20 protein-coding genes are annotated in these 23998 nt (G+C 42.3%); 9 read left to right on the forward strand and 11 right to left on the reverse strand.

The annotated features are described in order from the left end of the window. Positions 1-271: 271 nt before the first annotated feature. On the reverse strand, positions 272-1855 hold the full coding sequence (locus ACVBIO_RS00740; protein WP_447159189.1) for an isocitrate lyase: 1584 nt from the start codon (positions 1853-1855) through the stop codon (positions 272-274). A 110-nt stretch (positions 1856-1965) separates the two neighbouring features. On the opposite strand from ACVBIO_RS00740, the gene ACVBIO_RS00745 reads away from it, so the two are divergent. From ACVBIO_RS00745 to ACVBIO_RS00770, 6 genes are all read left to right on the forward strand, one after another. Then, positions 1966-2919 (forward strand): LysR family transcriptional regulator, encoded by a 954-nt coding sequence (locus ACVBIO_RS00745; protein WP_447162781.1) that lies wholly within the window; start codon positions 1966-1968, stop codon positions 2917-2919. Between the two features lie 279 nt (positions 2920-3198). Further along, positions 3199-5424: a malate synthase G gene (locus ACVBIO_RS00750; protein WP_447171768.1), complete on the forward strand. Its 2226-nt coding sequence runs from the start codon at positions 3199-3201 to the stop codon at positions 5422-5424. A 310-nt stretch (positions 5425-5734) separates the two neighbouring features. Continuing rightward, positions 5735-6436 carry a response regulator gene (locus tag ACVBIO_RS00755; RefSeq protein ID WP_447171769.1) on the forward strand — a complete coding sequence of 234 codons (702 nt, stop codon included), beginning with the start codon at positions 5735-5737 and terminating at the stop codon, positions 6434-6436. Next, positions 6436-7911, forward strand: coding sequence for a two-component system sensor histidine kinase CreC (gene creC / locus ACVBIO_RS00760; protein ID WP_447171770.1), 1476 nt, complete (start codon positions 6436-6438; stop codon positions 7909-7911). Before ACVBIO_RS00755 ends, creC begins: the two co-directional genes overlap by 1 nt. Positions 7912-7984: 73 nt before the next feature. Then, positions 7985-9475: a cell envelope integrity protein CreD gene (gene creD, locus ACVBIO_RS00765; protein WP_447171771.1), complete on the forward strand. Its 1491-nt coding sequence runs from the start codon at positions 7985-7987 to the stop codon at positions 9473-9475. After that, positions 9468-10007 (forward strand): ribosomal maturation YjgA family protein, encoded by a 540-nt coding sequence (locus tag ACVBIO_RS00770; protein ID WP_447171772.1) that lies wholly within the window; start codon positions 9468-9470, stop codon positions 10005-10007. Before creD ends, ACVBIO_RS00770 begins: the two co-directional genes overlap by 8 nt. Positions 10008-10104: 97 nt before the next feature. Here the strand turns inward: ACVBIO_RS00770 and adhE are convergent, their stop codons facing one another. Continuing rightward, positions 10105-12720, reverse strand: coding sequence for a bifunctional acetaldehyde-CoA/alcohol dehydrogenase (gene adhE / locus ACVBIO_RS00775; protein WP_447171773.1), 2616 nt, complete (start codon positions 12718-12720; stop codon positions 10105-10107). 330 nt (positions 12721-13050) lie between these two features. Here adhE and ACVBIO_RS00780 point away from each other — a divergent pair, with 330 nt between their 5' ends. Further along, positions 13051-13674: a YchE family NAAT transporter gene (locus tag ACVBIO_RS00780; RefSeq protein ID WP_447159193.1), complete on the forward strand. Its 624-nt coding sequence runs from the start codon at positions 13051-13053 to the stop codon at positions 13672-13674. A 146-nt stretch (positions 13675-13820) separates the two neighbouring features. Here the strand turns inward: ACVBIO_RS00780 and ACVBIO_RS00785 are convergent, their stop codons facing one another. The 9 genes from ACVBIO_RS00785 to ACVBIO_RS00825 all read right to left on the reverse strand — a co-directional run bounded on the left by ACVBIO_RS00785 (position 13821) and on the right by ACVBIO_RS00825 (position 21385). Next, complete coding sequence (locus ACVBIO_RS00785; RefSeq protein WP_447171774.1) at positions 13821-15155, reverse strand: anti-phage deoxyguanosine triphosphatase; 1335 nt, start codon at positions 15153-15155, stop codon at positions 13821-13823. Positions 15156-15174: 19 nt separating this feature from the next. Beyond that, the gene (gene yfbR / locus ACVBIO_RS00790) at positions 15175-15762 is read right to left on the reverse strand and encodes a 5'-deoxynucleotidase (RefSeq protein ID WP_447159362.1); all 588 of its coding nucleotides are present in this window, start codon (positions 15760-15762) and stop codon (positions 15175-15177) included. A gap of 160 nt (positions 15763-15922) precedes the next feature. Then, the gene (locus ACVBIO_RS00795; RefSeq protein WP_447159195.1) at positions 15923-17137 is read right to left on the reverse strand and encodes a pyridoxal phosphate-dependent aminotransferase; all 1215 of its coding nucleotides are present in this window, start codon (positions 17135-17137) and stop codon (positions 15923-15925) included. A gap of 357 nt (positions 17138-17494) precedes the next feature. After that, positions 17495-18055, reverse strand: a complete 561-nt coding sequence (gene efp / locus ACVBIO_RS00800; RefSeq protein WP_447159196.1) for an elongation factor P — start codon at positions 18053-18055, stop codon at positions 17495-17497. Between the two features lie 44 nt (positions 18056-18099). Beyond that, positions 18100-19293, reverse strand: a complete 1194-nt coding sequence (gene earP, locus ACVBIO_RS00805; RefSeq protein WP_447159197.1) for an elongation factor P maturation arginine rhamnosyltransferase EarP — start codon at positions 19291-19293, stop codon at positions 18100-18102. A gap of 145 nt (positions 19294-19438) precedes the next feature. After that, entirely contained in the window at positions 19439-19966 is a 528-nt protein-coding gene (fldA, locus tag ACVBIO_RS00810) for a flavodoxin FldA (RefSeq protein ID WP_447159198.1), read from the reverse strand. Between the two features lie 57 nt (positions 19967-20023). Beyond that, positions 20024-20296, reverse strand: a complete 273-nt coding sequence (gene ybfE, locus ACVBIO_RS00815; protein ID WP_012277331.1) for a LexA regulated protein — start codon at positions 20294-20296, stop codon at positions 20024-20026. Positions 20297-20307: 11 nt separating this feature from the next. Further along, positions 20308-20529, reverse strand: coding sequence for a DUF2788 domain-containing protein (locus ACVBIO_RS00820; protein ID WP_012277330.1), 222 nt, complete (start codon positions 20527-20529; stop codon positions 20308-20310). 97 nt (positions 20530-20626) lie between these two features. Further along, a complete protein-coding gene (locus ACVBIO_RS00825; RefSeq protein WP_447162777.1) occupies positions 20627-21385 on the reverse strand; it encodes an alpha/beta fold hydrolase in 759 nt (252 codons plus the stop codon). Between the two features lie 276 nt (positions 21386-21661). Between ACVBIO_RS00825 and seqA the strand changes: the two genes are divergently transcribed. Further along, positions 21662-22210: a replication initiation negative regulator SeqA gene (gene seqA, locus ACVBIO_RS00830; protein ID WP_447159200.1), complete on the forward strand. Its 549-nt coding sequence runs from the start codon at positions 21662-21664 to the stop codon at positions 22208-22210. A 77-nt stretch (positions 22211-22287) separates the two neighbouring features. Then, entirely contained in the window at positions 22288-23928 is a 1641-nt protein-coding gene (gene pgm, locus ACVBIO_RS00835; RefSeq protein ID WP_447171775.1) for a phosphoglucomutase (alpha-D-glucose-1,6-bisphosphate-dependent), read from the forward strand. The last annotated feature ends 70 nt before the right edge of the window (positions 23929-23998 follow it).

Raw genomic sequence — 23998 nt, forward strand, 5'->3', positions numbered from 1 at the left:
GAATGTTGCTAGCGTATTCTTGAGTATAAATAGGAGTGAAATAAATTGATTGGCAAATAGATTTATCACATATATTTAACTATTAATAATCAAATAACAAGATATTAAGGTTCTATATTTTTGATTGAACTGCTGATGTTGTGCCTGATAACAGCAAAAACCTTGATTAGGATCGCGTCAAAATAAAAAGGCCTGCTATCAGCAGGCCTTTCATAATTAGCTCATATTTGCAATCTAGTCCACTTCAAAAACTGATTGCCATAATGACAGCTTAGCTAAATTGGTTCATGGTGTTATCTTTACCCGATGCTTTCAGTGCCTGGTCGCCAGAGAAGTACTCTTTGTGATCATCACCCATATCAGAGCCAGCCATGTTTTGGTGTCTAACACAGGCGATACCTTGACGGATCTCCTTACGCTGTACGTTCGCCACATAACCTAGCATTCCTTGGTCACCAAAGTACTCTTTGGCTAAGTTGTCAGTTGAAAGCGCTGCAGTATGGTAAGTCGGTAGCGTAATCAAGTGATGGAAAATACCCGCTTCGCGAGCAGCATCTGACTGGAAGGTACGAATTTTCTCATCGGCTTGTACCGCAAGCTCAGTATTGTCGTAATCAACGCTCATTAGCTTGTCACGGTCATAAGCTGATACGTCTTGTCCTGCATCGTTCATGCTATCGAATACCTGCTGACGGAAGTTTAGCGTCCAGTTAAACGAAGGTGAGTTGTTATAAACAAGTTTTGCATTCGGCACCGTCTCGCGGATCTTATTAACCATTGCACCGATTTGAGCTACATGAGGCTTCTCAGTTTCAATCCATAGCAGATCGGCACCATTTTGTAGCGAGGTAATACAATCAAGTACACAGCGCTCTTCACCGGTTCCTGCACGGAATTTAAATAATCCGTTAGGAAGACGTGCAGGCTTAACAAGCTTACCGTTTTGCTGGAATACAACGTCACCGTTGGCGAGATTAGCTGGATTAACCGCTTCAACTTCTAGGAAAGAGTTGTACTTATCACCTAAATCTCCAGCCTCACTTGTGACGGCAATCTTCTGGGTAAGACCTGCACCTAAAGAGTCGGTACGAGCAACGATCACGCCATCATCGATACCTAGTTCAAGGAATGCGTAACGAACGGCATTAATTTTAGCGAGAAATTCAACATGAGGCACGGTTACCTTGCCGTCTTGGTGCCCACATTGCTTCACGTCTGATACTTGGTTTTCTAACTGAATACAGCAGGCACCCGCCTCAATCATCTGCTTAGCCATCAGGTAAGTGGCTTCTTCGTTACCAAAACCTGCATCAATATCGGCGATGATCGGCACAACGTGAGTTTCAAAGTTATCAATTTTAGCTTGAATTGCTGCTTTATCACTTGCGTTAGCGGCGTCTAGTTGACGAAATAGGCCACCTAGTTCACGAGCGTCGGCTTGACGAAGGAAAGTGTATAGCTCTTTAATTAACGCAGCGACAGAGGTCTTTTCGTGCATAGACTGATCTGGCAATGGACCAAACTCGCTGCGAAGCGCTGCAACCATCCAGCCAGAAAGGTAAAGGTAACGACGCTTTGTCGTCAGTAGATGTTTTTTAATAGAGATCATTTTCTGCTGAGCAATAAATCCGTGCCAACAACCTAACGACTGAGTGTACTGCGATGAGTCCTTGTCGTAGTTTTCCATGTCTTCACGCATTATTTTTGCTGTGTACTTCGCAATATCTAAACCAGTTTGAAAACGATTTTGTAGACGCATACGGGCTACAGACTCAGGGTTAATTGCGTTCCAAGTACTACCTTCAGCATTAATCAAGGTAGCAGCTTCATCGATGTTTGATCTGTAATTTGTCATGTGTCTATTCCTTTAACAATATGATTAGCGGCGATTGATTACGTTGAAAATATTAGTTAGATTTGCTTAAATAAGTCTAATTTATAGTTTCTATTTTCGGTATTTACCTTATGAATATATCTCGTATTGATTTGAATTTATTAGTTTATTTGGATGTTTTACTACGTGAACGAAATGTTACAAGGGCGGCGGATCAGCTAGGAATAAGCCAACCAGCTATGAGTAATGGACTAAAAAGGTTACGAACGCTATTTGATGATCCGTTGCTCATACGTACAAGCCAAGGCATGACGCCAACTGAGCGAGCACAGGAGTTACAACCGACAATTAGTGAGCTGATTATTGGCTTAGAAAAAGCAGTTCAACCTAGAGCTGAATTTAATGCTGCAGAAAGTGAGCAAGTCTTTCGTGTGATGGCAAGTGACTACGCAGAAGCGACACTGATCCCGCCACTTATTGCTCGGCTTCGAACCGAAGCGCCAAATGTTATCTTAGATATTATGACTCCAAGTGACGTCAGCTTTCCTGATGTTGAACAAGGTCGAGTCGATATGGTGATTAACCGGTTTGACAGTATTCCTCAGTCATTTCATCAAAAAGTGCTCTGGAGTGATGACTTTAGTTGTCTGATTAGTAAAACAAATCCAGTACTCGAAAAGTTTTCGCTAGACAGTTACTTAAAAGCTAATCATGTCTGGGTCAGTAAAACGGGTATGGGGGTTGGTGTAGGAATGGATCCCGGTGATGTGCAGCGCTTAGGTTGGGTTGATGAAGCATTAACTCGGATAGGGGTACAGAGAAGGATCACCGTATTTACTCGTCACTATCAAGCGGCCTGTTTGTTGGCAGAACAACAAGATTTGATCGCAACCATACCAAGTAAAATGGCAAAGCAACATGAGAATAATGACCGTGTTTGCATCGTGCCACCGCCCTTTATTATTCAGCCTATAGCGTTAACTATGGCCTGGAGCCCTTTATTACAGCACAACCCTGCACATAAGTGGATGCGCAAACTTATCACACAGACGGCAGACAGCTTTGGGCGAGGCAATTTGCTTTAAGACACTAAAGTACTTTACTGATGTTTTATTACTCCAAAAGTGCATTTTAAATAACTTTGGTGAATAGTCAGAATAGAAACGATAAATTAGATAAATTAAGCTGTTCTAGTATAGGGTGAGTAATCATAGAGCGTGTTTCTTAATGCCCTGACAAGGTTTTGAGTAGGAATAACAATCCGCAGACACGGATAAAGGAAGCATTGAACTGGCCATATTGAACTGACAATAACTCATATACAGGGATAGATGGCCTGATAAATCAGAGAAAAAGGGCAAATTATGACAGCACGTATTCAAGTTGGCGGCCTACAAGTAGCGAAAGAACTTTGGGAGCTCGTAGACAAAGAGATCTGCCCCGGAACAGGGATCAACTCAACCAACTTCTGGAATAAATTTGAAGAGCTCGTCAATGATCTTGGCCCGATTAATCGTGCATTATTGGCTAAGCGAGAGCAGTTACAGTTACAGATTGATGAATGGCATCGCGGTCACTGTCATCACGAGCATGCAGACACACTTCAACAAACAAGCTCTACGATCTCTAATCCCAATACAGCACAAATATTCGCTGAATATAAAAGCTTTCTCTTTGACATTGGTTATTTGGTCGAAGAAGGCTGCCCTTTTAAAATTAGTACTGAAAATGTAGATCATGAGATCGCAAAACAAGCTGGACCACAGTTAGTTGTGCCGGTTAAAAATGCACGTTTTGCGTTAAATGCGGCCAATGCTCGTTGGGGAAGCTTATATGATGCACTTTATGGCACTGATGCCATTCCCCAGACCGCAGGGGCTGAGCTATCAAAGGACTATAATCCTGTGCGTGGCGCTAAGGTCATTTCATTTGCTAAGGCCCACTTAGATAACGCTGCACCTTTGGCCATTAGCTCCCATAGCCTTGTGACTCAATATTTTATTGAAAATAACAGTCTACAAGCCAGGCTTGAGAATGGAACGCAAACAGGGCTTGCTAACCCTGAACGATTTGCTGGTTTCCAAGGAAATGAAGACAAGCCAACGGCTGTACTCATTGTGAATAATGGCCTGCATATCGAGATCCAAATAGACAGTAACCATCAGGTTGGAAAAACTGATTTAGCAGGGGTAAAAGATCTTTTAGTCGAAGCCGCTGTGACGACCATTATGGACTGTGAAGATTCAGTCGCTGCCGTTGATGCTGAGGATAAGGTTGAAATATACCGTAATTGGCTAGGTCTAATGCAAGGTAACCTTACGGCTACACTGAATAAAAATGGCCGTGAAATGGTTCGTCAATTAAATGATGACAGAGTTTATACCTCCGCCAGCGATGAGCGCCTTACACTTCCTGGACGTAGTCTGTTGTTTGTTCGTAACGTCGGTCATCTTATGACAATAGATGCTGTGTTAGATAAGAACGGCGATGAAGTGCCAGAAGGCTTTTTAGACGGCATGGTGACAGTACTTGCAGCGATGCACGATCTTCAAGGCAATAACAACCAGCGAAGTAATAGCCGTAAGGGATCGGTAAATATCGTTAAACCCAAAATGCACGGCCCAGAAGAGGTGCAGTTTACCTGTGAGCTATTTACACGAATAGAAGATGCACTCAAGCTTTCTCGTAATACCATTAAAGTGGGAATTATGGACGAAGAGCGCCGAACAACTGTCAACCTTAAAGAATGCATACGAGCAGCATCTGAGCGAGTGGTGTTTATTAATACAGGCTTTTTAGATAGAACCGGCGATGAAATTCACACATCGATGCTGGCAGGGCCATTCGTTGCTAAATCCGTTATGAAGCAGCAAGCTTGGATCACAGCCTATGAGGATTGGAATGTTGATATTGGGCTTGAATGTGGCTTGCAAGGTCGGTCGCAGATTGGCAAAGGTATGTGGCCAATGCCAGATGAAATGGCGGCGATGTTAGATCAAAAAATAGGTCACCCAAAGGCGGGGGCGAACACTGCATGGGTTCCCTCGCCAAATGGCGCGGTATTGCACTCAACTCATTACCATCAAGTGAATGTGGCCGAGGTTCAAGATCAGTTAAAACAACGCTCGCGCGCGAGCCTAGACGACTTGTTAACGATTCCCTTAATGGCTCCCGGCACAGCATTAAGTGCTGAGCAAAAGCAATTCGAACTGGATAATAATGCCCAGGGTATTCTAGGTTATGTTGTGCGCTGGATTGATCAGGGAGTGGGGTGCTCAAAGGTGCCTGATATCAATAATGTAGGTTTGATGGAAGATAGGGCTACTTTACGAATTTCATCACAGTACCTTGCTAACTGGCTACACCATGGGGTGTGTACTGAAGAAGAAGTGATGGCATCGCTTAAAAAGATGGCGTTCGTGGTTGATAAGCAAAATGCTAATGATCTTGCGTATATCAATATGGCACCCAATTTTGATGGCATTGCCTTTAAAGCTGCTTGTGACCTAATATTTAAAGGTACTGAACAGCCGTCAGGATACACAGAGCCGTTACTGCATGCCTATCGTAAGCAGGCTAAAGTAAAGTAAACGCCCGTTTAAAGCTCATTTTTATTAGCGTTAATCCTTGGCTAAAACTCCGCTATGAATACTTATTCATAGCGGAGTTTTTATTTAATCGAGCCCAAATTGCTAACTTTTTGCACGCTTTTGTAGACGTTGATCAGAAAAAGTGTCTGCCTGTCTGGAGTTTGATTGTCCAAGCCCTAACAAACAGCGAGCGTAGCTTTAGTCACTTACCTCAATCCTCTTAGCTTCAACAATATGATTATTATGTCGATTTATGCTCTCGCTCTAAGTTAAGCTTGTTGCCCATAATTAACAGTAAAGGGTTAACCAGTTGAGCGCTAAAGCGACGGTAGTCATTATTGAAGACGAGCCAGCCATTGCAGATAATCTAATTCATGTACTCGAAATGGAGGGTTTTAACGTTTGTTGGTTTACAACGGGTAAGCAAGGTCTAGCCTATGTGGCTGCCAACTGCGTTGAACTGGTGGTGCTAGATGTCGGCCTGCCTGATATTAACGGTTTTGAGCTTTGTAAAACAATACGAGAATTTTCAGATGTGGCGATTATCTTTTTAACGGCGAGAAATGATGAGATAGACCGAGTGGTAGGTCTAGAAATTGGCGCAGATGACTATGTCACTAAGCCATTTAGCCCGAGAGAAATGCTTGCCAGAATTAAATTACGGATTAAAAAGCCCGTTGTTCTTAATGCTGAAGCCGAAAGCCGGAAAATCCTAGATAGCGCGGTAAGCAGTTTGCAATCAGTCAATTTTGATTACAGTGTAAATGGTCAAATGCTCGGGTTAACTGCAGTCGAATTCAAAATCCTAGATAAGTTAATTAATCGCAGCGCTAATGTATTAAGTCGTGAACAGCTACTCGTTGCTGCTGACATCGCGGCGTCAGCTTCATATGAACGCAACATTGATTCTCATATAAAGGCCATTCGTAGCAAACTTAAACCGTTTGATTTGTCTGATTTGATTAAAACTAAACGCGGATTTGGTTATTTTTACAGTGAGAGTCCAATTTAATGAATCGCTGGCCAAAAATCCCATTAGGGTTAAGGTTATTTTCGCTGTACTTCATATTAGTTGGCATCACGGCTTATATGGTAAGCACCACAGTGATTAAAGAGCTTAAACCGACAGTACGGCAAACAACAGAAGAAACGCTTATCGACATGGCTAACTTGTTAGCCGTTTTGGCCCAAGAGGAGGTCGTTAAAGACCAAGTTTCTGAAAGTCGTTTCGCTAAGTTACTTGCGGCTTATGGCTTACGCGAACCTGAAACGCGCATATGGGAGCTAGGTAAAAAAGCGCTCAACCATCGTATTTATATTACGGATAAAAACGGTATTGTGATTGCCGATTCTTGGCAACAAGATGTGGGCGAGGATTACTCGCAGTGGAATGATGTGTATCTTACCTTGCGAGGCCAATATGGTGCGCGCAGTACAACCGAAGATCCAAACGATCCTTTATCGACCGTGATGCATGTCGCTGCCCCAATCTACTATGACAATAAGATTATCGGCAGCGTTACAGTGGCTAAAGCCAACCGTTCTTTGCAGCCTTATATTGACCTTTCTAAACGCAATGTTTTGTATTGGATGATATTAATGAGTGGCCTTGTGCTTATTGCAGGTGCTTTGTTTTCCTGGCGGATCCATTCTGCACTGCATAAGTTGGAAAACTATGCCTATAAAATGGGCCGCGGCGAAAAAGTAGTAAAACCTAGATTCCGGGTTTTCTATGAATATGGCAATTTAAGTAATGCCTTAGAGAAAATGCGTGAGCAAATTGATGGTAAAAAATATGTCGAGCAGTATGTTGAAACTCTCACGCATGAACTAAAAAGCCCACTGTCTGCGATAAAAGGCGCCAGCGAAATACTGCAAACGCCATTACCAGCCGATAAAGTCAGCCGTTTCTCAGCCAATATAGAGCGGGAAAGTGACCGTATGCAGTCGTTAATTGATAAGTTACTGGAACTTACTCGACTTGAAAAACGACCACAACTTGAAGTCTTAGCGCCAATTAACCTTTATGAAATGATAAACGAGGTTAATTTATCATCAGATGCGCGTTTGGTCGCTAAAGCGGTAACCTGTCAATTTGAAAGTGCTGGGTTACAGCAAGGTAAAGCCAACACTTGGCATTTGTTGGGCGATGAGTTTCTATTCAAACAAGCACTTTTTAATCTAATGGACAATGCGATTGATTTTGTTAATCAACACGGCACGATAAAATGGTCCATTACGGGGGGGGATAATGAGCTTGCGCTATCAATTTGTAATACAGGCCCGCAGATCCCAGATTATGCAATGGCACGCATTATTGAACGCTTTTATTCACTGCCGCGTGAAAATGGGATTAAAAGTACTGGTTTAGGCTTAAATTTTGTTGAGCAGGTCGTCAAGTTGCATCATGGCACACTCAATATAGAGAATGTTCCGCAAGGCGTTAAAGTCACAGTGATTTTACCTCTGTCTGCAAACTCCATCTAATCTCCACATTCGCTCCACTCAATCTCCAATTGTTGATTTTAACATTGAGCTATCAACAATTGGAGAATAATCCGTGAAAAATATCCTTAATAATCAGACCGTGAATAAATTTGGTTTTGTGCTTTTGCTCTTTGTGTTATTGCAGATCCCTTTGTCTATGGTAAGTGATTTAATCTCAGAGCGTTCTTATCGATTAGAGGAAGTTCGAGGCGAAATAGCTCGTAGCAGTACGGGTGAACAGCGGATTATAGGGCCTTTTATTACAGTGGATTTCACTGAAATGGTTAACCATGAAGGTAAGACCTATTTTACCGAGCATCGTAAGTTTATTTTGCCAGAAACGTTTAATCTCAATGCGGATCTTGAAAGTGATGCAAAGTATCGGGGGATCTATCAAGCACGGCTATACAAAGCTGATAGTCATCTAACAGGAACGTTTGATTTAAATCCGTTAACAGAGATTGCCCTGGATAAGATTAAAAGCATTTCTATGGTGGTAGGTGTTAGCGATAGTAGGGGACTGATAAAACTCAGTAACATGACACTGGACGGAAACAGTATTGACGTTCAGCCGGGGACAGGACTAAACCAATTTGCCCAAGGCTTTCATATCAACCTTGATTTAACTGAGTTGTTGGAGGCTGACGATACAACTCATGCCAACACTAATATTCAGCCGCTTGAGTTCGATTTTAGCTTTTTATTGCAAGGTATGGAGTCCATTCAGGTTAGCCCTATAGGTAAAGTTTCCAACGTTGAAATGAGATCAGAGTGGCCACATCCGAGTTTTACTGGTGATTTTTTACCGATTTCATCTGATGTTTCTGATAAAGGCTTCAACGCTCAATGGGCAAGCAATAATTTCTCTTCAAATATAAGTCAACTATTTGAACGTTGTATGGGGGATACTGGTGCTTGCGCTGAGTTAGAGCGCCGTCAAATGGGCGTTGATTTGATAGAACCAGTTGATCATTACCTTAAGTCTCACCGAGCTGTTAACTATTCACTGTTAGTTATTACGTTGGTGTTTGCGAGTTTCTTTCTACTAGAACTGTTTCAAGCGCGCCTAATGCACCCTGTGCAATATGGTTTTGTTGGCTTAGCTTTGGCATTGTTTTATCTATTACTTATTTCTTTAAGTGAGCACCTTGGTTTTAATTGGGCTTATATTTTGTCAGCTATCGCCTCGACATTTTTGCTTAGCATTTATGTTGGTGGCATGTTGGCCAACTCTAAACAGGGAAAATTGTTTGGACTCTGCCTAATGGGTCTTTATGGTTTGTTGTTTGGATTGCTACAAGCTGAAAGCTACGCCTTGTTAATGGGAAGTTTACTGTGTTTCGCGATTTTAAGCTTGTTGATGTTACTCACTAGACATGTTGATTGGTATGCAAGAAGTGACAATGGCGTGGCAAAAACTGATCCTACTGTTAATGATAGCAATATGACTAAAAGCATTGTAATTGATGGCGTTGAAACCAGCGAGACTAAAACTGTACCAGCAGAAATTAACGTTAGAAAAACCACTGCTGCAAACTTCAAAGCGCCAGCAGACGATGAGTGAATCTAACGGTATCAACAAAGGCGACAATGCCAAACTTGTTATAGTTCGAGCGCCTATGGCTATTGAGCAGAGTCTTCAATTGGCTAAAGGTTTTAAACTTACTAAAGATGTTGAATGCATTAAAGAGGTCGGTGTAACTGGTGAGCAAAACAAACCCTGTTTGCGCATTTCCCTGGCTCGTGGACTGGCTAGCTTAATCTTATTACTGCTATTAATCGTTATTGCCGTCTTTGCTCGGGATGCGTTTATACGGCCGATTTTAGGCGATGTACTGGTTGTTGTTTGGTTATATTATTGCCTATCTAGCTTCATCAACTTGCCTGCTCAAACCTTGGTGATGGTCACAGTGTTGATAGCCTTTGCGGTAGAGTTTGCCCAGTATTTTCATTTAGCGAAATTATTGGGGATCCAACCAGGCTCTGTTTTGAGTGTTATCCTAGGCGCCACTTTTGATTGGTTAGACTTAGGCGCTTACTTGGTAGGCGCAGCGACTTGTGTGATTACGGAGCGTATACTATCTAATAAGCGTTAAGCGTTAAGCGTAATTTAGTCATACTAGTGCGTAAAAAAACCTAGCCAAATGGGGCTAGGTTTTATTAGTGTACTTTTGCGTACTGAGGATAAATTAATTATTCATCGCTGTAGTCGTTTCCATAGTAACTCGCCAGTAATACTTGCTTAAGTTCGGCAATCAATGGGTAGCGCGGGTTGGCGCCAGTACATTGATCATCAAAGGCATCTTCTGCTAACTCGTCAAGTTTTGCGATAAAATCGGCTTCGTTGACGCCAGCTTCTTGGATCGAGCGTGGAATGCCAATCGTCTCCTTGAGCTCATCAATTTTTTTAAGCAGTGCCTCGACTTTTTCCTCATCACTAATGCCTTCGCCTGTAGCGCCTTCAAGTTTTAAATATTCTGCAATTTTTGCATAACGACAGAGTGCTTTAGGTCTGTCGTATTGACTAAACGCTGCCTGTTTCGTGGGTAAATCTGTTGCGTTAAAGCGGATCACATTGGTGATAAGTAACGCATTGGCTAAGCCATGGGCTAAATGGAACTCTGCACCTAGCTTGTGAGCCATAGAGTGGCAAATACCTAAAAAGGCATTGGCAAACGCAATTCCGGCAATGGTTGCACCATTATGTACTTTTTCGCGAGCCACTGGCGCATTTGCACCATGTTCATAGGCATCAGGCAGATACTTAAACAGTAAGTCTAGTGCTTGTAATGCTTGACCATCGCTATATTCGTTAGCCATTACACTCACGTATGCCTCTAATGCATGGGTCACCGCATCTATGCCACCAAAGGCCGTGAGTGACTTTGGCATATCCATTACCAGATTCGGATCAACGATTGCCATGTTTGGGGTTAACTCATAATCGGCAATCGGATACTTCATACCCGTTTTTTCATCTGTTACTACGGCAAAAGGAGTCACCTCAGAGCCTGTTCCAGATGTTGTTGGTATAGCAACCATTTTAGCTTTCCTACCCAATTTAGGAAATTTATAAATACGTTTTCTAATATCCATAAAGCGCAGTGCTAAGTCGGCAAAATCAACATCAGGATGTTCATACATTACCCAAATAATTTTAGCCGCATCCATTGGCGAACCACCGCCTAAGGCGATAATGACGTCAGGTTGGAAGCTTTGAGCAACTTTGGCACCTTGTTTAACGATCTGCATGGTTGGGTCGGCCTCTACCTCGTAGAAGACTTCAGTTTCAACCCCTTGGCTTTTTAAAATCTTGATGGTCTCATCACAGTAACCGTTATTGAACAGGTATTTATCCGTTACAATAAGCGCACGTTTGTTATCGCTGAGCTCTTCTAGAGCGATAGGTAAGCTACCACGGCGGAAATAAATAGAAGAGGGAAGTTTGTGCCACAACATATTTTCAGCTCTCTTAGCGACCATTTTCTTATTGATTAAGTGGCTCGGGCCGACATTTTCTGAAATGGAGTTACCACCCCAAGAGCCACAACCTAAGGTTAACGATGGAGCGAGCTTGAAGTTATATAGATCGCCAATCCCGCCCTGTGAAGCTGGGGTATTGATTAAAATGCGCGCGGTTTTCATTCTAAAACCGAAGGCCTTAACTCTTTCGATTTGTGTATCTTGATCGGTATACAGACCCGATGTGTGCCCAATGCCCCCAAGGGTGACTAAGGCTTCAGCTTTATCCATTGCATCGTCAAAATCTGCTGCTCGGTACATAGCAAGTAGTGGTGATAGTTTTTCATGGGCAAAAGCTTCAGCTTCATCAATATCAGATACCTCACCAATGAGCACCTTAGTGGTGTGGTGCACCTCTATTGCAGCCATCTTGGCAATACTCGCGGCGCTTTGACCAACGATATCGGCATTTAGCCCACCATTTTTTAAAATAACATCTTGCATAGCAGCAGTTTCTTCGGCATTTAATATATAACCGCCATGGCTTGCAAAACGCTCTTTAACCGCTTCGTAAACCTCATCTACAATGACAACCGCTTGCTCTGAAGCACAAACTACACCGTTATCGAAGGTCTTGGACATTAAAATAGAACTGACTGCACGTTTTATGTCAGCTGTCTCATCAATGACAATTGGCGTGTTACCTGCGCCGACACCAATAGCGGGTTTACCTGAAGAGTAGGCGGCTTTTACCATTCCTGGTCCACCTGTCGCAAGAATAAGATTGATCTCTTTATGGGTCATCAATTGATTAGATAATGCCACGGATGGCTCATCTATCCAGCCAATAATATCTTTAGGTGCACCAGCAGCTACCGCAGCGTCTAATACAATACGTGCAGCTGTGGTTGTTGAATTTTTTGCTCTGGGATGCGGGGAGAAAATAATGCCGTTTCGAGTCTTAAGGCTGATCAGCGCCTTAAAAATGGCGGTAGAAGTTGGGTTTGTTGTTGGCACTATGCCGCAGATAATACCGACTGGCTCGGCAATGGTGATGGTTCCAAATGTAGGATCTTCTGATAGGATCCCGCAGGTCTTTTCATCTTTATATTTGTTATAGATATATTCTGAGGCAAAGTGGTTTTTAATCACTTTATCTTCAATGACTCCCATTTGAGTTTCACTTGCAGCCATCTTGGCAAGGGAGATCCGCGCATCTGCAGCGGCAAGGGCGGCGGCTCTGAAAATCTTATCGACTTGTTCCTGAGAGTAGTTAGCGAACGCCAGTTGCGCCGTTCGCACTTTATCTACTAGGAGGTTGAGTTCTTGCTCATTTGATACAGTCATAATCGCAATCCTGAAAAAATTTAGCCAAACCGTATTTGGCTAAACATTCTCCGGTGCTCTAAAATCCATTTGATGAAGAAAAATTACACGCAAAAGCACGGCTATGCCGTGATGAATGCCACAGTTTCGGGGCAATCTGTAATTTTACAACTAACTTAACCAACTCTTGTTGCGGTTTTGGGTCAGAGTTTTGAATAATTAATTAGAAAATTTTATTCAAAGTTGTGATTCAGGATAGAAAATCTCATTTTTTGTTTTTAGGGTCATGAGTTAGAGTAGCGCAACATTTTTTAGAACAGATAACGCCTTGGGTGCGTTGAGGATAAGACGTTGGATTTAACACTCTATGTTAAATTTTTTCTCGGCTTAGTCGCGATAATTAATCCATTTGGTTTATTACCGGTTTTTGTGAGCCTAACCAGTCATCAGACTGAAGTTGAACGTAATCAAACGGCCAAGGTTGCTAACTTCGCTGTTGTGGTGATTTTACTGGTAACGATATTTGCAGGGCAACACATACTAAATCTGTTTAGTATTTCGTTGTCAGCATTTAGGATCGCAGGCGGTACGCTGATTGCCATCATTGCGATGTCGATGCTTCAAGGTAAATTGGGTGAAGTTAAACGGAACAAGGAAGAGGGACGAGAAGCCTCGGCTATGGACTCGGTCGCCGTAGTTCCATTAGCGCTGCCATTAATGGCTGGCCCTGGTGCGATCAGTTCTGTGATTGTTTCTTCTGCTGAGCATAGCAGCATAGAAAACCTTATCGGCATGTCAATTTCCATCATAGTGTTTGGTATATTGAGCTTTTTGCTGTTTAGAATGGCGCCGATAATTTTTAAATTACTCGGTAATACTGGCATTAACGTGATCACCCGTTTAATGGGCTTGATAATGTTGTCTATTGGTATTGAAGTGATAGCCGCAGGCGTTAAAGGTTTTTATCCTGGCTAATAACGAGCTAATAGATAGCTAAAGTTGCATAGGTATACTAAATGAAAGGCACTCGATGAGTGCCTTTCTTGTAAGTTTTAATCAATGAGCTAATCAACAACAAAATAGCAGGTTATGGTCGTAATTAGTAAGAGCATAAGCTAGGACTAAAACTCGCAATTAAGCTCCATCATAGAACCCGATTTTGGACTAAATAGGTGCTGATGCAATCTGGCGGCAAACTCGTCTGTCATGCCTGAAATATAGTCAGCTATCACTCTATGACTGTTTTCTCCTTGTTTTTCACTGGCAAGCCAACGTTCTTGGGTATTGAGTGGCAACAAGCGCTCTGGATCTGAAATAAAGGCTTCAAAGAGCTCCATCACAATCTGCTGTCCTTTATATTCAAGCATCTGGATCTCAGGCTTTCTAATCACATACTTAAATACAAACTGTTTTAGCACGTTAAGCGCAGCATCAAATGCTGGCTCTAATGCTGCATTATATTTTAATAAAGGCTCAGTAAATCCTTCGATTTCATTGATTGCTATTGCGGTGACAAAACCATTAACTAAGGTGCCAATTGCATCTTTACGTTCATGATGTTTAGCAGAGAATAAGCGTTGGCTTATTGTGGCAAACTCATTTTTTAGCCATGCATCTTCGCTATTACACAGCACTTGAGTGACGTCGTTGTTCCACTGATGTTCGCTGACAATGCCCATGACTATAGCATCTTCTAAATCGTGCACCGCGTAGGCAATATCGTCGGCTAGCTCCATGATTGAGCAATCAAGTGATTTATATCGGGTTCGTTTGTGCTGACCCTCGCTGACAGTATAGCTAGACAGAAATAACTGTTTGTCCTCTTTAGAAAGCGGTGCTAATACCCAATCTAAGATCTCTAGGTCATCATCAAAAATACCTTTTACGGGCGGCCACTGAGATGGCTTTAGTTGCCTAAAATGTTGGACAGATTCAATTGATTGTGCTCGACAAAGTTGTGAATAAGGCGCGGGATATTTTAAGATCCCAAGTAAGGTTCGCCTACAAAGGTTCATGCCGTAAAATTCGGTATAGGGTTCTAGGCGGGTTAATATTCTAAAAGTTTGTCCATTCCCTTCGAAGCCACCGTGGGCGCGCATCATATAGTTGAGGGCGACTTCACCTCCGTGTCCAAAAGGAGGGTGGCCAATATCGTGAGCTAAACATAAGGATTCGATTAAACTCATAGAATCGAGTAGAGGATTGAACTCAGGCTGTTTTTGCTTAAGCTGTGCCCTAATGCCAGTACCTATTTGAGACACCTCTAACGAATGTGTCAGCCGAGTACGATAAAAATCGTTCATGCCCACACCAAGTACTTGAGTTTTAGCTTGAAGTCGCCTAAAAGCGGCAGAGTGCAAGATCCGGGCACGATCACGCTGATAAGGACTACGATGATCATTGCGTCTAAGTTTATCTTCCCCTAAACGTCTTTCATTCCAAACCGAGTGTGTCATAGTCGAACCTCAAAAGGTGTTAAAGCAGTTTATTAATATCGTCGAGATCGAGAGTGAAGCTAGGAATAAAACATTCAACAAAGTATCTGACTGCAGGGTTAGGATCATTATTAATACTGTGTTCAAGTCTCTTTTGCGCGGTGTTGAACTCGGTATTTCCAGCGCGCTTTTCTTCAAGGCATTTAAGGTAGGCACACAAGGTATCAGCAGACTTCACCAGTGCTTTATATTGCGGATCGGCATACTCACTGGTGAGCAAGGCCTGATAATCACTTTTAAACTCATCTGGCACCATTTCAAGCAAACGGTGCTCAGCAATCGCTTCAATCTTTTTATATTCAGCTTCTATTTCTTTATTGAAATACTTAACGGGAGTTGGCAGATCGCCAGTTAATATTTCGCTGGCATCATGGAATATGGCGATGGTTGCAGCTTGGTATGGGTCAAACTTCCCATCAAATTTTTTGTTGCTAATTAAAGCAAGTGAATGCGCTACCATTGCGACCTGAAGAGAGTGTTCTTGAACATTTTCAGTTCTAATATTGTACATGAGTGGCCAGCGTTGAATTAATTTCATTCTAGCTAGGTGGGCAAATAAGTGGCTCATCGCATTCCTTGTAGGCATGTATACTTCAATGAATTCAGATTAGCATAGTTGTTATACAAAAAAACGACCCGAGGGTCGTTTTATCTATCTAGTTATTATAAATAATAATTTGATTAGCCACTTAGTCCACTTAGTCCACTTAGTTCACTTAGCTTAAGTGCTATTGCTTATAGTTTCCTAAAAAGTCGCCAAATTCCGACAGCGCCTTAGTTAACTCTTCTTTATGAGGCAGAAAAACGACGCGAACATGATCAGGCTCTGGATAGTTAAAGGCTGAACCTTGTACGAGTAAGATCTTGCGGTCTTTTAACAGGTCGAGAACCAAACGCTCATCATCACGTAAGTTAAACTTCTTTTGATCCAGCTTTGCAAAGGCATACAATGCGCCTTTAGGCGTTTTTACACTCACACCCGGAATCGAGTTAAGCATTTCAACACAGGCGTCACGTTGTACACGCAAGCGTCCGCCAGGTTGTACTAACTCCTGGATGCTCTGATAACCACCTAATGCTGTTTGAATCGCGTGCTGACTTGGTACGTTTGCGCATAGGCGCATAGATGCAAGCATATCCAAGCCTTCGATATAGCTCTTAGCCGATTTTAAGTTGCCTGTAAGCATCATCCAGCCTACGCGGAAACCTGCAGCACGATAAACTTTAGATAAACCGTTAAAAGTGACCGTTAAGATGTCGTCAGAGAGACTTGCTGCAGGAATATGTTCAGCTTCATCATATAGAATTTTGTCGTAGATCTCGTCAGCAAACAAAATCATATCGTTTTGGCGGCATAGTTCAATCACTTCAAGGATCAGTTCTCTTGAATAAACGGCGCCCGTTGGGTTGTTCGGGTTGATAAGAACGATACCACGGGTTCTAGGCGTAATTTTACTCTTGATATCTTCAAGATCAGGGAACCAGTCAGACTCTTCATCACAGCGATAATGCTGCGCTTTACCACCAGAAAGGTGTACAGCAGCGGTCCATAGAGGGTAATCAGGTGACGGAACCAGTATTTCATCGCCACTATTAAGTAGGCCTTGCATCGCCATAACGATCAGTTCTGATACGCCATTACCGATATAGATGTCTTCGATATCAACACCGAAAATACCTTGAGACTGATAATGCTGCACAATCGCTTTACGTGCTGAGAATAGTCCTTTGGACTCGCAGTATCCTTGCGCACTTGGTAGGTTCAGAATAACATCACGAACGATCTCTTCAGGCGCTTCAAATCCAAATGGGGCAGGGTTGCCGATGTTAAGCTTTAGAATTCGATGACCTTCATCTTCTAGTCGACGGGCTTCTTTATGCACCGGACCGCGAATGTCATAACAAACAGAATCTAATTTATTGGATTTGATAATAGGGCGCATCTACACCTCGAAAATGCTGAAAATTTTAGCCAAACATACCTTTGACTTAGTTGCAGGCACAATAGCTAATTTCAATCGACAAATAAAGGATTAAATCACTAATTTGACGGCGTTAAAAAGTATATGATCTCAATTATCAGCTGCCGGATATTCATATTTAGATTTTTACACTGTTCCGGTGCCAATCTGGCAGTGCTAAGTTTGGTCTGTTCTACTACTAACACCATATAAAAACTAATTGATTAATTTGTTAACTTGATCGGACTTCAGTATGAGCAAACTCATTTCAGGACAAGACACAGCCAATAAAAAAGCCAGCGTATATACGCTGGCTTTTTTAAAGCAATGTTTAAAAACTTAAACGCGCTTTTTGAACTCGTTAGTACGAGTATCAATTTCAATCATGTCACCAGTTTTCACGAAATCAGCAACACTTAATGTACCGCCGCCAGTGATGGTAGCTGGCTTCATTACTTTACCTGAAGTATCACCACGAGCAGATGGCTCAGTGTAAGTCACTTCACGTACCACTGAAGTTGGTAGTTCAACTGAAATCGCTTTGCCTTCGTAGAAAGTAACTTGGCAATTTTCTTCCATACCGTCAACGATGTATGCTGCTGCATCGCCAAGGTTTTCTGCTTCAACGTCGTACTGGTTGTATTCAGCATCCATGAATACAAACATAGGGTCAGCAAAGTATGAATATGTACAATCTAGACGCTCTAGAATGATGTCTTCCATCTTGTCTTCACCTTTGAAGGTGCTTTCAGTAGAAGAGTCTTGTAGAACATGCTTAAGCTTTAATTTAACGATTGCAGCGTTACGGCCAGAACGAGTTGTTTCAGTTTTTTGAACAACCCATGGGCTGCCATCTAACATGATCACGTTACCAGGACGGAGTTCATGAGCAGTTTTCATTACACTATTTCCTATTTTAGGTTTTTCTATTTAAACGTAGTATCTTAGCTATTTTTGACAAATTGAACTAGTCGAGAAACAAGATCTACATCATTTATTGCATCAATTGGCCATTGTTTAGCGTGCTGCAACAGTGGCAAACCGACTAAATTTATTTTTTGCCAGTAGCTAGCTGTTTGTTCTTGCTGTTCTTTATTAAAGGCAAGATTTAATGCTTTCCAGCTTATCGCTAATTCTGGCGGCAGATTATTACAGTAAAGCTGCATAAAGGCATCTAATTTTATTAGATGATAGTCATCTTCTTGTGCATATATGTGCCAAATGAAGGGTTTTGCGGCCCATTGGGCTCTTAAGAATGAATCTTCACCGCGCACAATATTAAAATCACAGCTCCAAAGTAACTTATCGTAACCTTCTTGATCTGTCATTGGCAAAATATGGATTACTAAATTCCCAAGCTTTATCTGCATTCCTGCACTGAGCTCTGCAATAGAGCAGGGGAGTATTGTTTGTAAGCTATTAAGGCTCCGCCCCTTAGGAAACAAAGCATGAATCGTTTGTTGGCTATCTTGCCATGTTTCACATAAAGCGAGTAACGCATCAGACTCATAGCTAAAAACGCTAACGACATTATCTTCAGGGCTTATGCCCCTAAGCCCGAGGCTTGCAAATAAATTGTGCCGATTTTGTGAGTCTTGCTGCCAAGCATCGCGCTGTTCAAACAGTTTATTTTCGCAAATGAGCCCACCAGTTTTAGCTGTGAATCCGGGGAAATAAAAGTATTTCTTCAATCCACTGGCTTGCATCGAAGGAAGTCCGTGACAGCCTTCTACCCAAGACTCTGCACTCAGGTATTCAAGATTAAGCCATAAAGGCGGTTTTGCTGCACTTGAATCGAGTTTGTATACCTGATGGATGGCGATTAAGTTGTTTTTAACAGACTCAGGCAATTCACACGCAAAGGCCTCAATAAGCACAGTACCGGCTTGATAAGAAATCGCTAATGGCTCAGACCACTGATTGATGGTGACACCAAAATGAACCTGGCTTATCAAGTTAGGATCGAGTGCGGGCAATATGTGTGAGAAGCTTTTTAAATCATCGACCCATAAGGTGATAGCAATAGGTTGCTCTGCAGACAATTGTTTTGCAAGTCGCCATGTGACGCCAATGTCACCATAATTATCAACGACCGCACAAAAGATATCCCAACGTTCTGGGCTATTTTGACTTGTCATATTACAAAACTCACTCTATCTGCTCAATGCGAGACGGTTAAATCGGCAATTGAGCCTTATTAATGAGACAAAAAAGCGGCATAATAATATGCCGCTTTTATAGAATTACGCTAAAAGTAAATGATTACCTTTAAGGTGTGATTCTTTAGTCTTCAAGCTCAGCTAAACACATCTCTTCATAGATCTGCTTAACCCATGCATCAACGCGCTCTTCTGTTAGCTCAGGCTGACGATCTTCGTCGATACCTAGACCTACAAAGTGCTTGTCGTCTGCTAAACCTTTTGATTCTTCGAAATCATAGCCTTCAGTTGGCCAATGGCCAATAACGACCGCGCCACGAGCTTCAACGATTTCGTTGACCATGCCCATAGCATCAAGGAAGTACTCTGCGTAATCTTCCTGATCGCCACAACCAAAGATTGCGACTAATTTGTCTTCGAAGTTGATTTGCTCAAGTTCAGGGAAAAAGTCGTCCCAGTCACATTGTGCTTCACCATAGTACCAAGTTGGAATGCCAAAAATGAGCAGATCGTAATCTGCAATTTGTTCCTTGGTACTTTTGGCAATATCTTTTACCTCAACCATTTTTTTACCCAGTTTCTTTTGGATAATCTTGGCTACGGCTTCGGTGTTGCCTGTATCAGACCCGAAAAAAAGACCTACAGTTGCCATTGTTGTTCCTTTAATATCTAGTTAACTATTAATGGTATGCGTGCATTTAAAAGTGGGTTAGTCACTAACCTGCTTTTGAAGTATAGATTCGATTAGTTGGCTACGGCTGATATTACTGGCCATAGCTTGTTCATTCAAGGCGTCGTACAAATCTTGTGACACCTTTAACTCTATTCGTTTTAATCCGTTTGCTCGATCACGCTGAATTTGGTTTCTTTTATTAATTTTAAGCTGTTGGTCCCGAGGCAAAGGATTGCTTCGAGGCCTACCACGTCGCTTTTCTGTTGCAAACAGATCAATGGTGGTTCTATCTGATGTTTCTTTTGCCATTGAGTTCGTATTTACCCGATGCCTGAGCTTTCCCAGGTCATCTGTATAATCCCTTTTGCAATAAACCCGGCGCAGCCGAGAAATAAAACTAGCCAAACAATGTTTCGCCCAAACGTCGGCACATTGCCTTGCTTGAGTACATCTCTAATGGCCATACCAATAAAAAAGAAAATGGCTGCAAAAAACAGGTTTAAGCCGAGAGCTTCAATCTGTTCCATATACTGCATCAACATTCGCCATTCCTTTCTAGGCTAAAAAAAGTTGCGCGAATATACCATATAAGTTTTCAAGCGGCTATATGCTTTACCGCTTTCTGTGGTGAAAAACAGCTTAACATTGTGTAATAAAATCTTTGACTATACGGTTAAAAATGCTGGCTTTTTGAGCGTGTAACCAATGACCCGTGCCTTCGATTGTTTTGGCTTTAACCGTTGGGAATTGTGACAGTATTGCTTGTCTGTGTTCAGCAGTCACATAATCTGAATCCCCTCCACGTATAAATAGACAAGGGCCTTGGTAGGAGTGATTAAAGGTTGGCCAATCAATAATATCGGCGTAACTGGCTTTTAAGCCGTCTAGGTTCATTTTCCATATAAAACCTTGCTCTGTGCGAGCAAGAGATTTTAATAAAAACTGCGCGGTACCCTCGTCAATATCACAAGATTGCATATAGGCGAGCGCTTGGCGTCTATCTTTAATCTCTGATAATGGCATGGATGCTAATGCAGTAAAGACTTTGTCATGGCGACTTTGGTAAGCTACCGGCGCGATATCTGCAACGACTAGCTGGCTAACACGCTCTGGGTAACTGAGTGCGGTTGCCATGGCTATTTTCCCCCCCATAGAATGTCCAATAAGAATCGCATCCTTGCAGTTAAGCTCATCAATCAAGTTAACCATGCTATCGGCTAGTGATTGATAACTCATATTGGCTACTTGGGGGCTGCTGCCGTGATTGAGTACATCAATGCGAACAACGGTAAAGTTTGCCTCGAGCTCTTTGCCCAAAGCCTTAAGGTTATCAAGATCACCAAATAAACCATGAATAAGGATAACTACGGGGCCTTGACCGCTTGTCACATAATGCATTGTCTTTCCACTTACTTGAATCGAATGGCGCAGATTGTGCCTTGGTTTACGCTAAAATCCAACAAAGAGCGCACATACCCGTGATTAACGCTTAAAAAGTAAACATTGTTTGTTTAGTAAATAGGATCTTTCTCCTCTGGATCGCAGTTTTCATTTAATGACGCTTTATCAAGGCTCTAAACCTCGCTACACTGGGCGGATAATTCGGGACAGTTATGCGATCTTTTTGCATTTTAGAACACCGATCCGCTTTTCTACTTAAGGAAGATAACCGTTATGAAATATATCGAAGTTGATGAAGAGCTTTATCGACACATCGCCAGCAAGACTGAACATATTGGCGAGAGCGCTTCGGATATTTTGCGCCGTATATTGGGATTACAAGTTGAATCAGTGGTTCAAGAAGCACCTGAAAAGATCAGTCATCCGAGTCTTGAGCACTCTTCACCTAAGCCAGTAAAGGTCGCTAAAGTAGCAACTAAGGCCGTTTCTGATTTTACCCGTTTGATCGATGTCGATGCGTTGGCAGCCCAAAAGGGCGCGGTAGGGCGTTTTCTATTTATTCTAGATACGGTTTATAGAGCATCAACGACACAATTTGAGCAGGTGTTACAAATTCAAGGGCGTGACCGCTTATACTTTGCGACGTCAAAAGATGCACTGTTAAAAGCCAGTAAATCAGCAAATCCAAAAGAGATAGGCCAAAGTGGTTTCTGGGTCACGACAAACAACAATACCGCTAAAAAGCGCACAATTCTTTCTGAAGTTTTGCTGCAGTTCGGTACGAATGAAGAGCAAGTGGCTCAAATTATAGAAAAAATTTAACGACATAAAGCGTTAACGTAAAATGTATAAACTTGCTGTGACGACATTAAAAACACGGTAAATAAAGGAGAGGGTAATTGGCTACACACAAGAGAGCAGGATTGATTGCTGAGCAAAAGGATTTGGTCAATATCCCCAAACTCGTTAGCCTATATTATAGCTTAACGCCCGATGTGAGAGATGTAACTCAAAAAGTGACATTTGGTACCTCGGGTCATCGTGGAAGTGCGATGCAAAAAAGCTTTAATGAAGCACATATTGTTGCCATTGCTCAAGCAGTTGCTGATTATCGAAAGCAAGCCAATATCACGGGTAAGTTGATATTAGGTATTGATACACATGCCTTGTCACAACCCGCAGCCATGTCGGTTGTTGAAGTGTTAGTGGCTAACGAAGTTAGCGTTGTGGTTCATAAAAATGATGGTTTCACACCGACTCCAGTGGTGTCTCATGCGATTATTTGTGCCAACAATAATCCAGTAGACGGTTTAGTCGATGGCCTCATTGTAACGCCTTCCCATAATCCGCCTCAAGATGGTGGTATTAAATACAATCCTCCCCATGGTGGACCCGCTGAAGGCGAAATCACCAGCTGGATTGAAGGCAGAGCCAACGAATATCTTGCTAAGCATTTAGCGGGCGTTAAGCGTACTCCATACAGCGCCGCGCTTGATAGTGGATATATAATAGAAGCCGACCTTATTTCACCTTATGTTGAAGACTTAAGTCAGGTCGTTGATATGCAGGCGATTGCAGATGCGAAACTCCGCTTGGGCGTCGACCCTCTCGGTGGCTCTGGGGTTCACTATTGGTCACCGATAGCAAAGTATTATGGTATCGACATCACAGTGCTTAACGACAAAGTCGATCCAAGTTTTAGCTTCATGCCTCTGGATAAAGACGGCAAGATCCGCATGGACTGCTCATCACCTTATGCAATGGCCGGTCTTTTAGAGCATAAAGATAATTTTGATCTTTGTTTAGGTAATGACCCTGACTTTGACCGTCATGGCATTGTCTGCCCAGGCAGTGGATTAATGAATCCCAATCATTTCCTTGCGGTTGCGATTGATTACCTAGTGACCCATCGACCTCATTGGACCGAACAGATGGTGATAGGTAAGACTTTAGTATCTAGTGCGATGATTGATAAAGTTTGTCAAATGCACAATAAACAGATGTCTGAAGTACCAGTAGGGTTTAAGTGGTTCGTTGAAGGCTTAGCCAATAGTGATTTTGCTTTTGGCGGTGAAGAAAGTGCTGGCGCAGCGTTTTTAAGAACAGATGGCAACACCTGGTGTACCGATAAAGATGGCTTTATTTTATGCTTGTTAGCGGCTGAAATTTTGGCTGTGACCGGTAAAACACCACAACAACGATACGATGAACTAGAAGCGCAGTTTGGTAAGAGTTTTTATCAACGCATCGATAGCCCTGTGAGCCTTGAAGACAAAGCTAAGTTTTCGAAGATTTCAGCAGATACGATTGCGGCGAATACCCTTGCCGGAGACGTTATCTTACAAAAGTTGACCCATGCACCGGGCAACGGCGCTGCTATTGGTGGTATTAAAGTTGTCACTGAAAAAGGCTGGTTTGCCGCTCGCCCATCGGGTACCGAAGCCTTATTTAAACTTTATGGTGAAAGTTTTGTTAGCCAAGCCCATCTGGCTAAGCTGTTAGACGATGCGCAGCAGATTGTCGCTCAAGCATTAAAGTAACAAATACAGCAAAAAATATACTCATCAGTAATGACTAAAAAAGGCACCTTGCGGGTGCCTTTTACTGTTT

It is taken from the genome of Shewanella sp. 0m-8 (genome assembly GCF_052977265.1).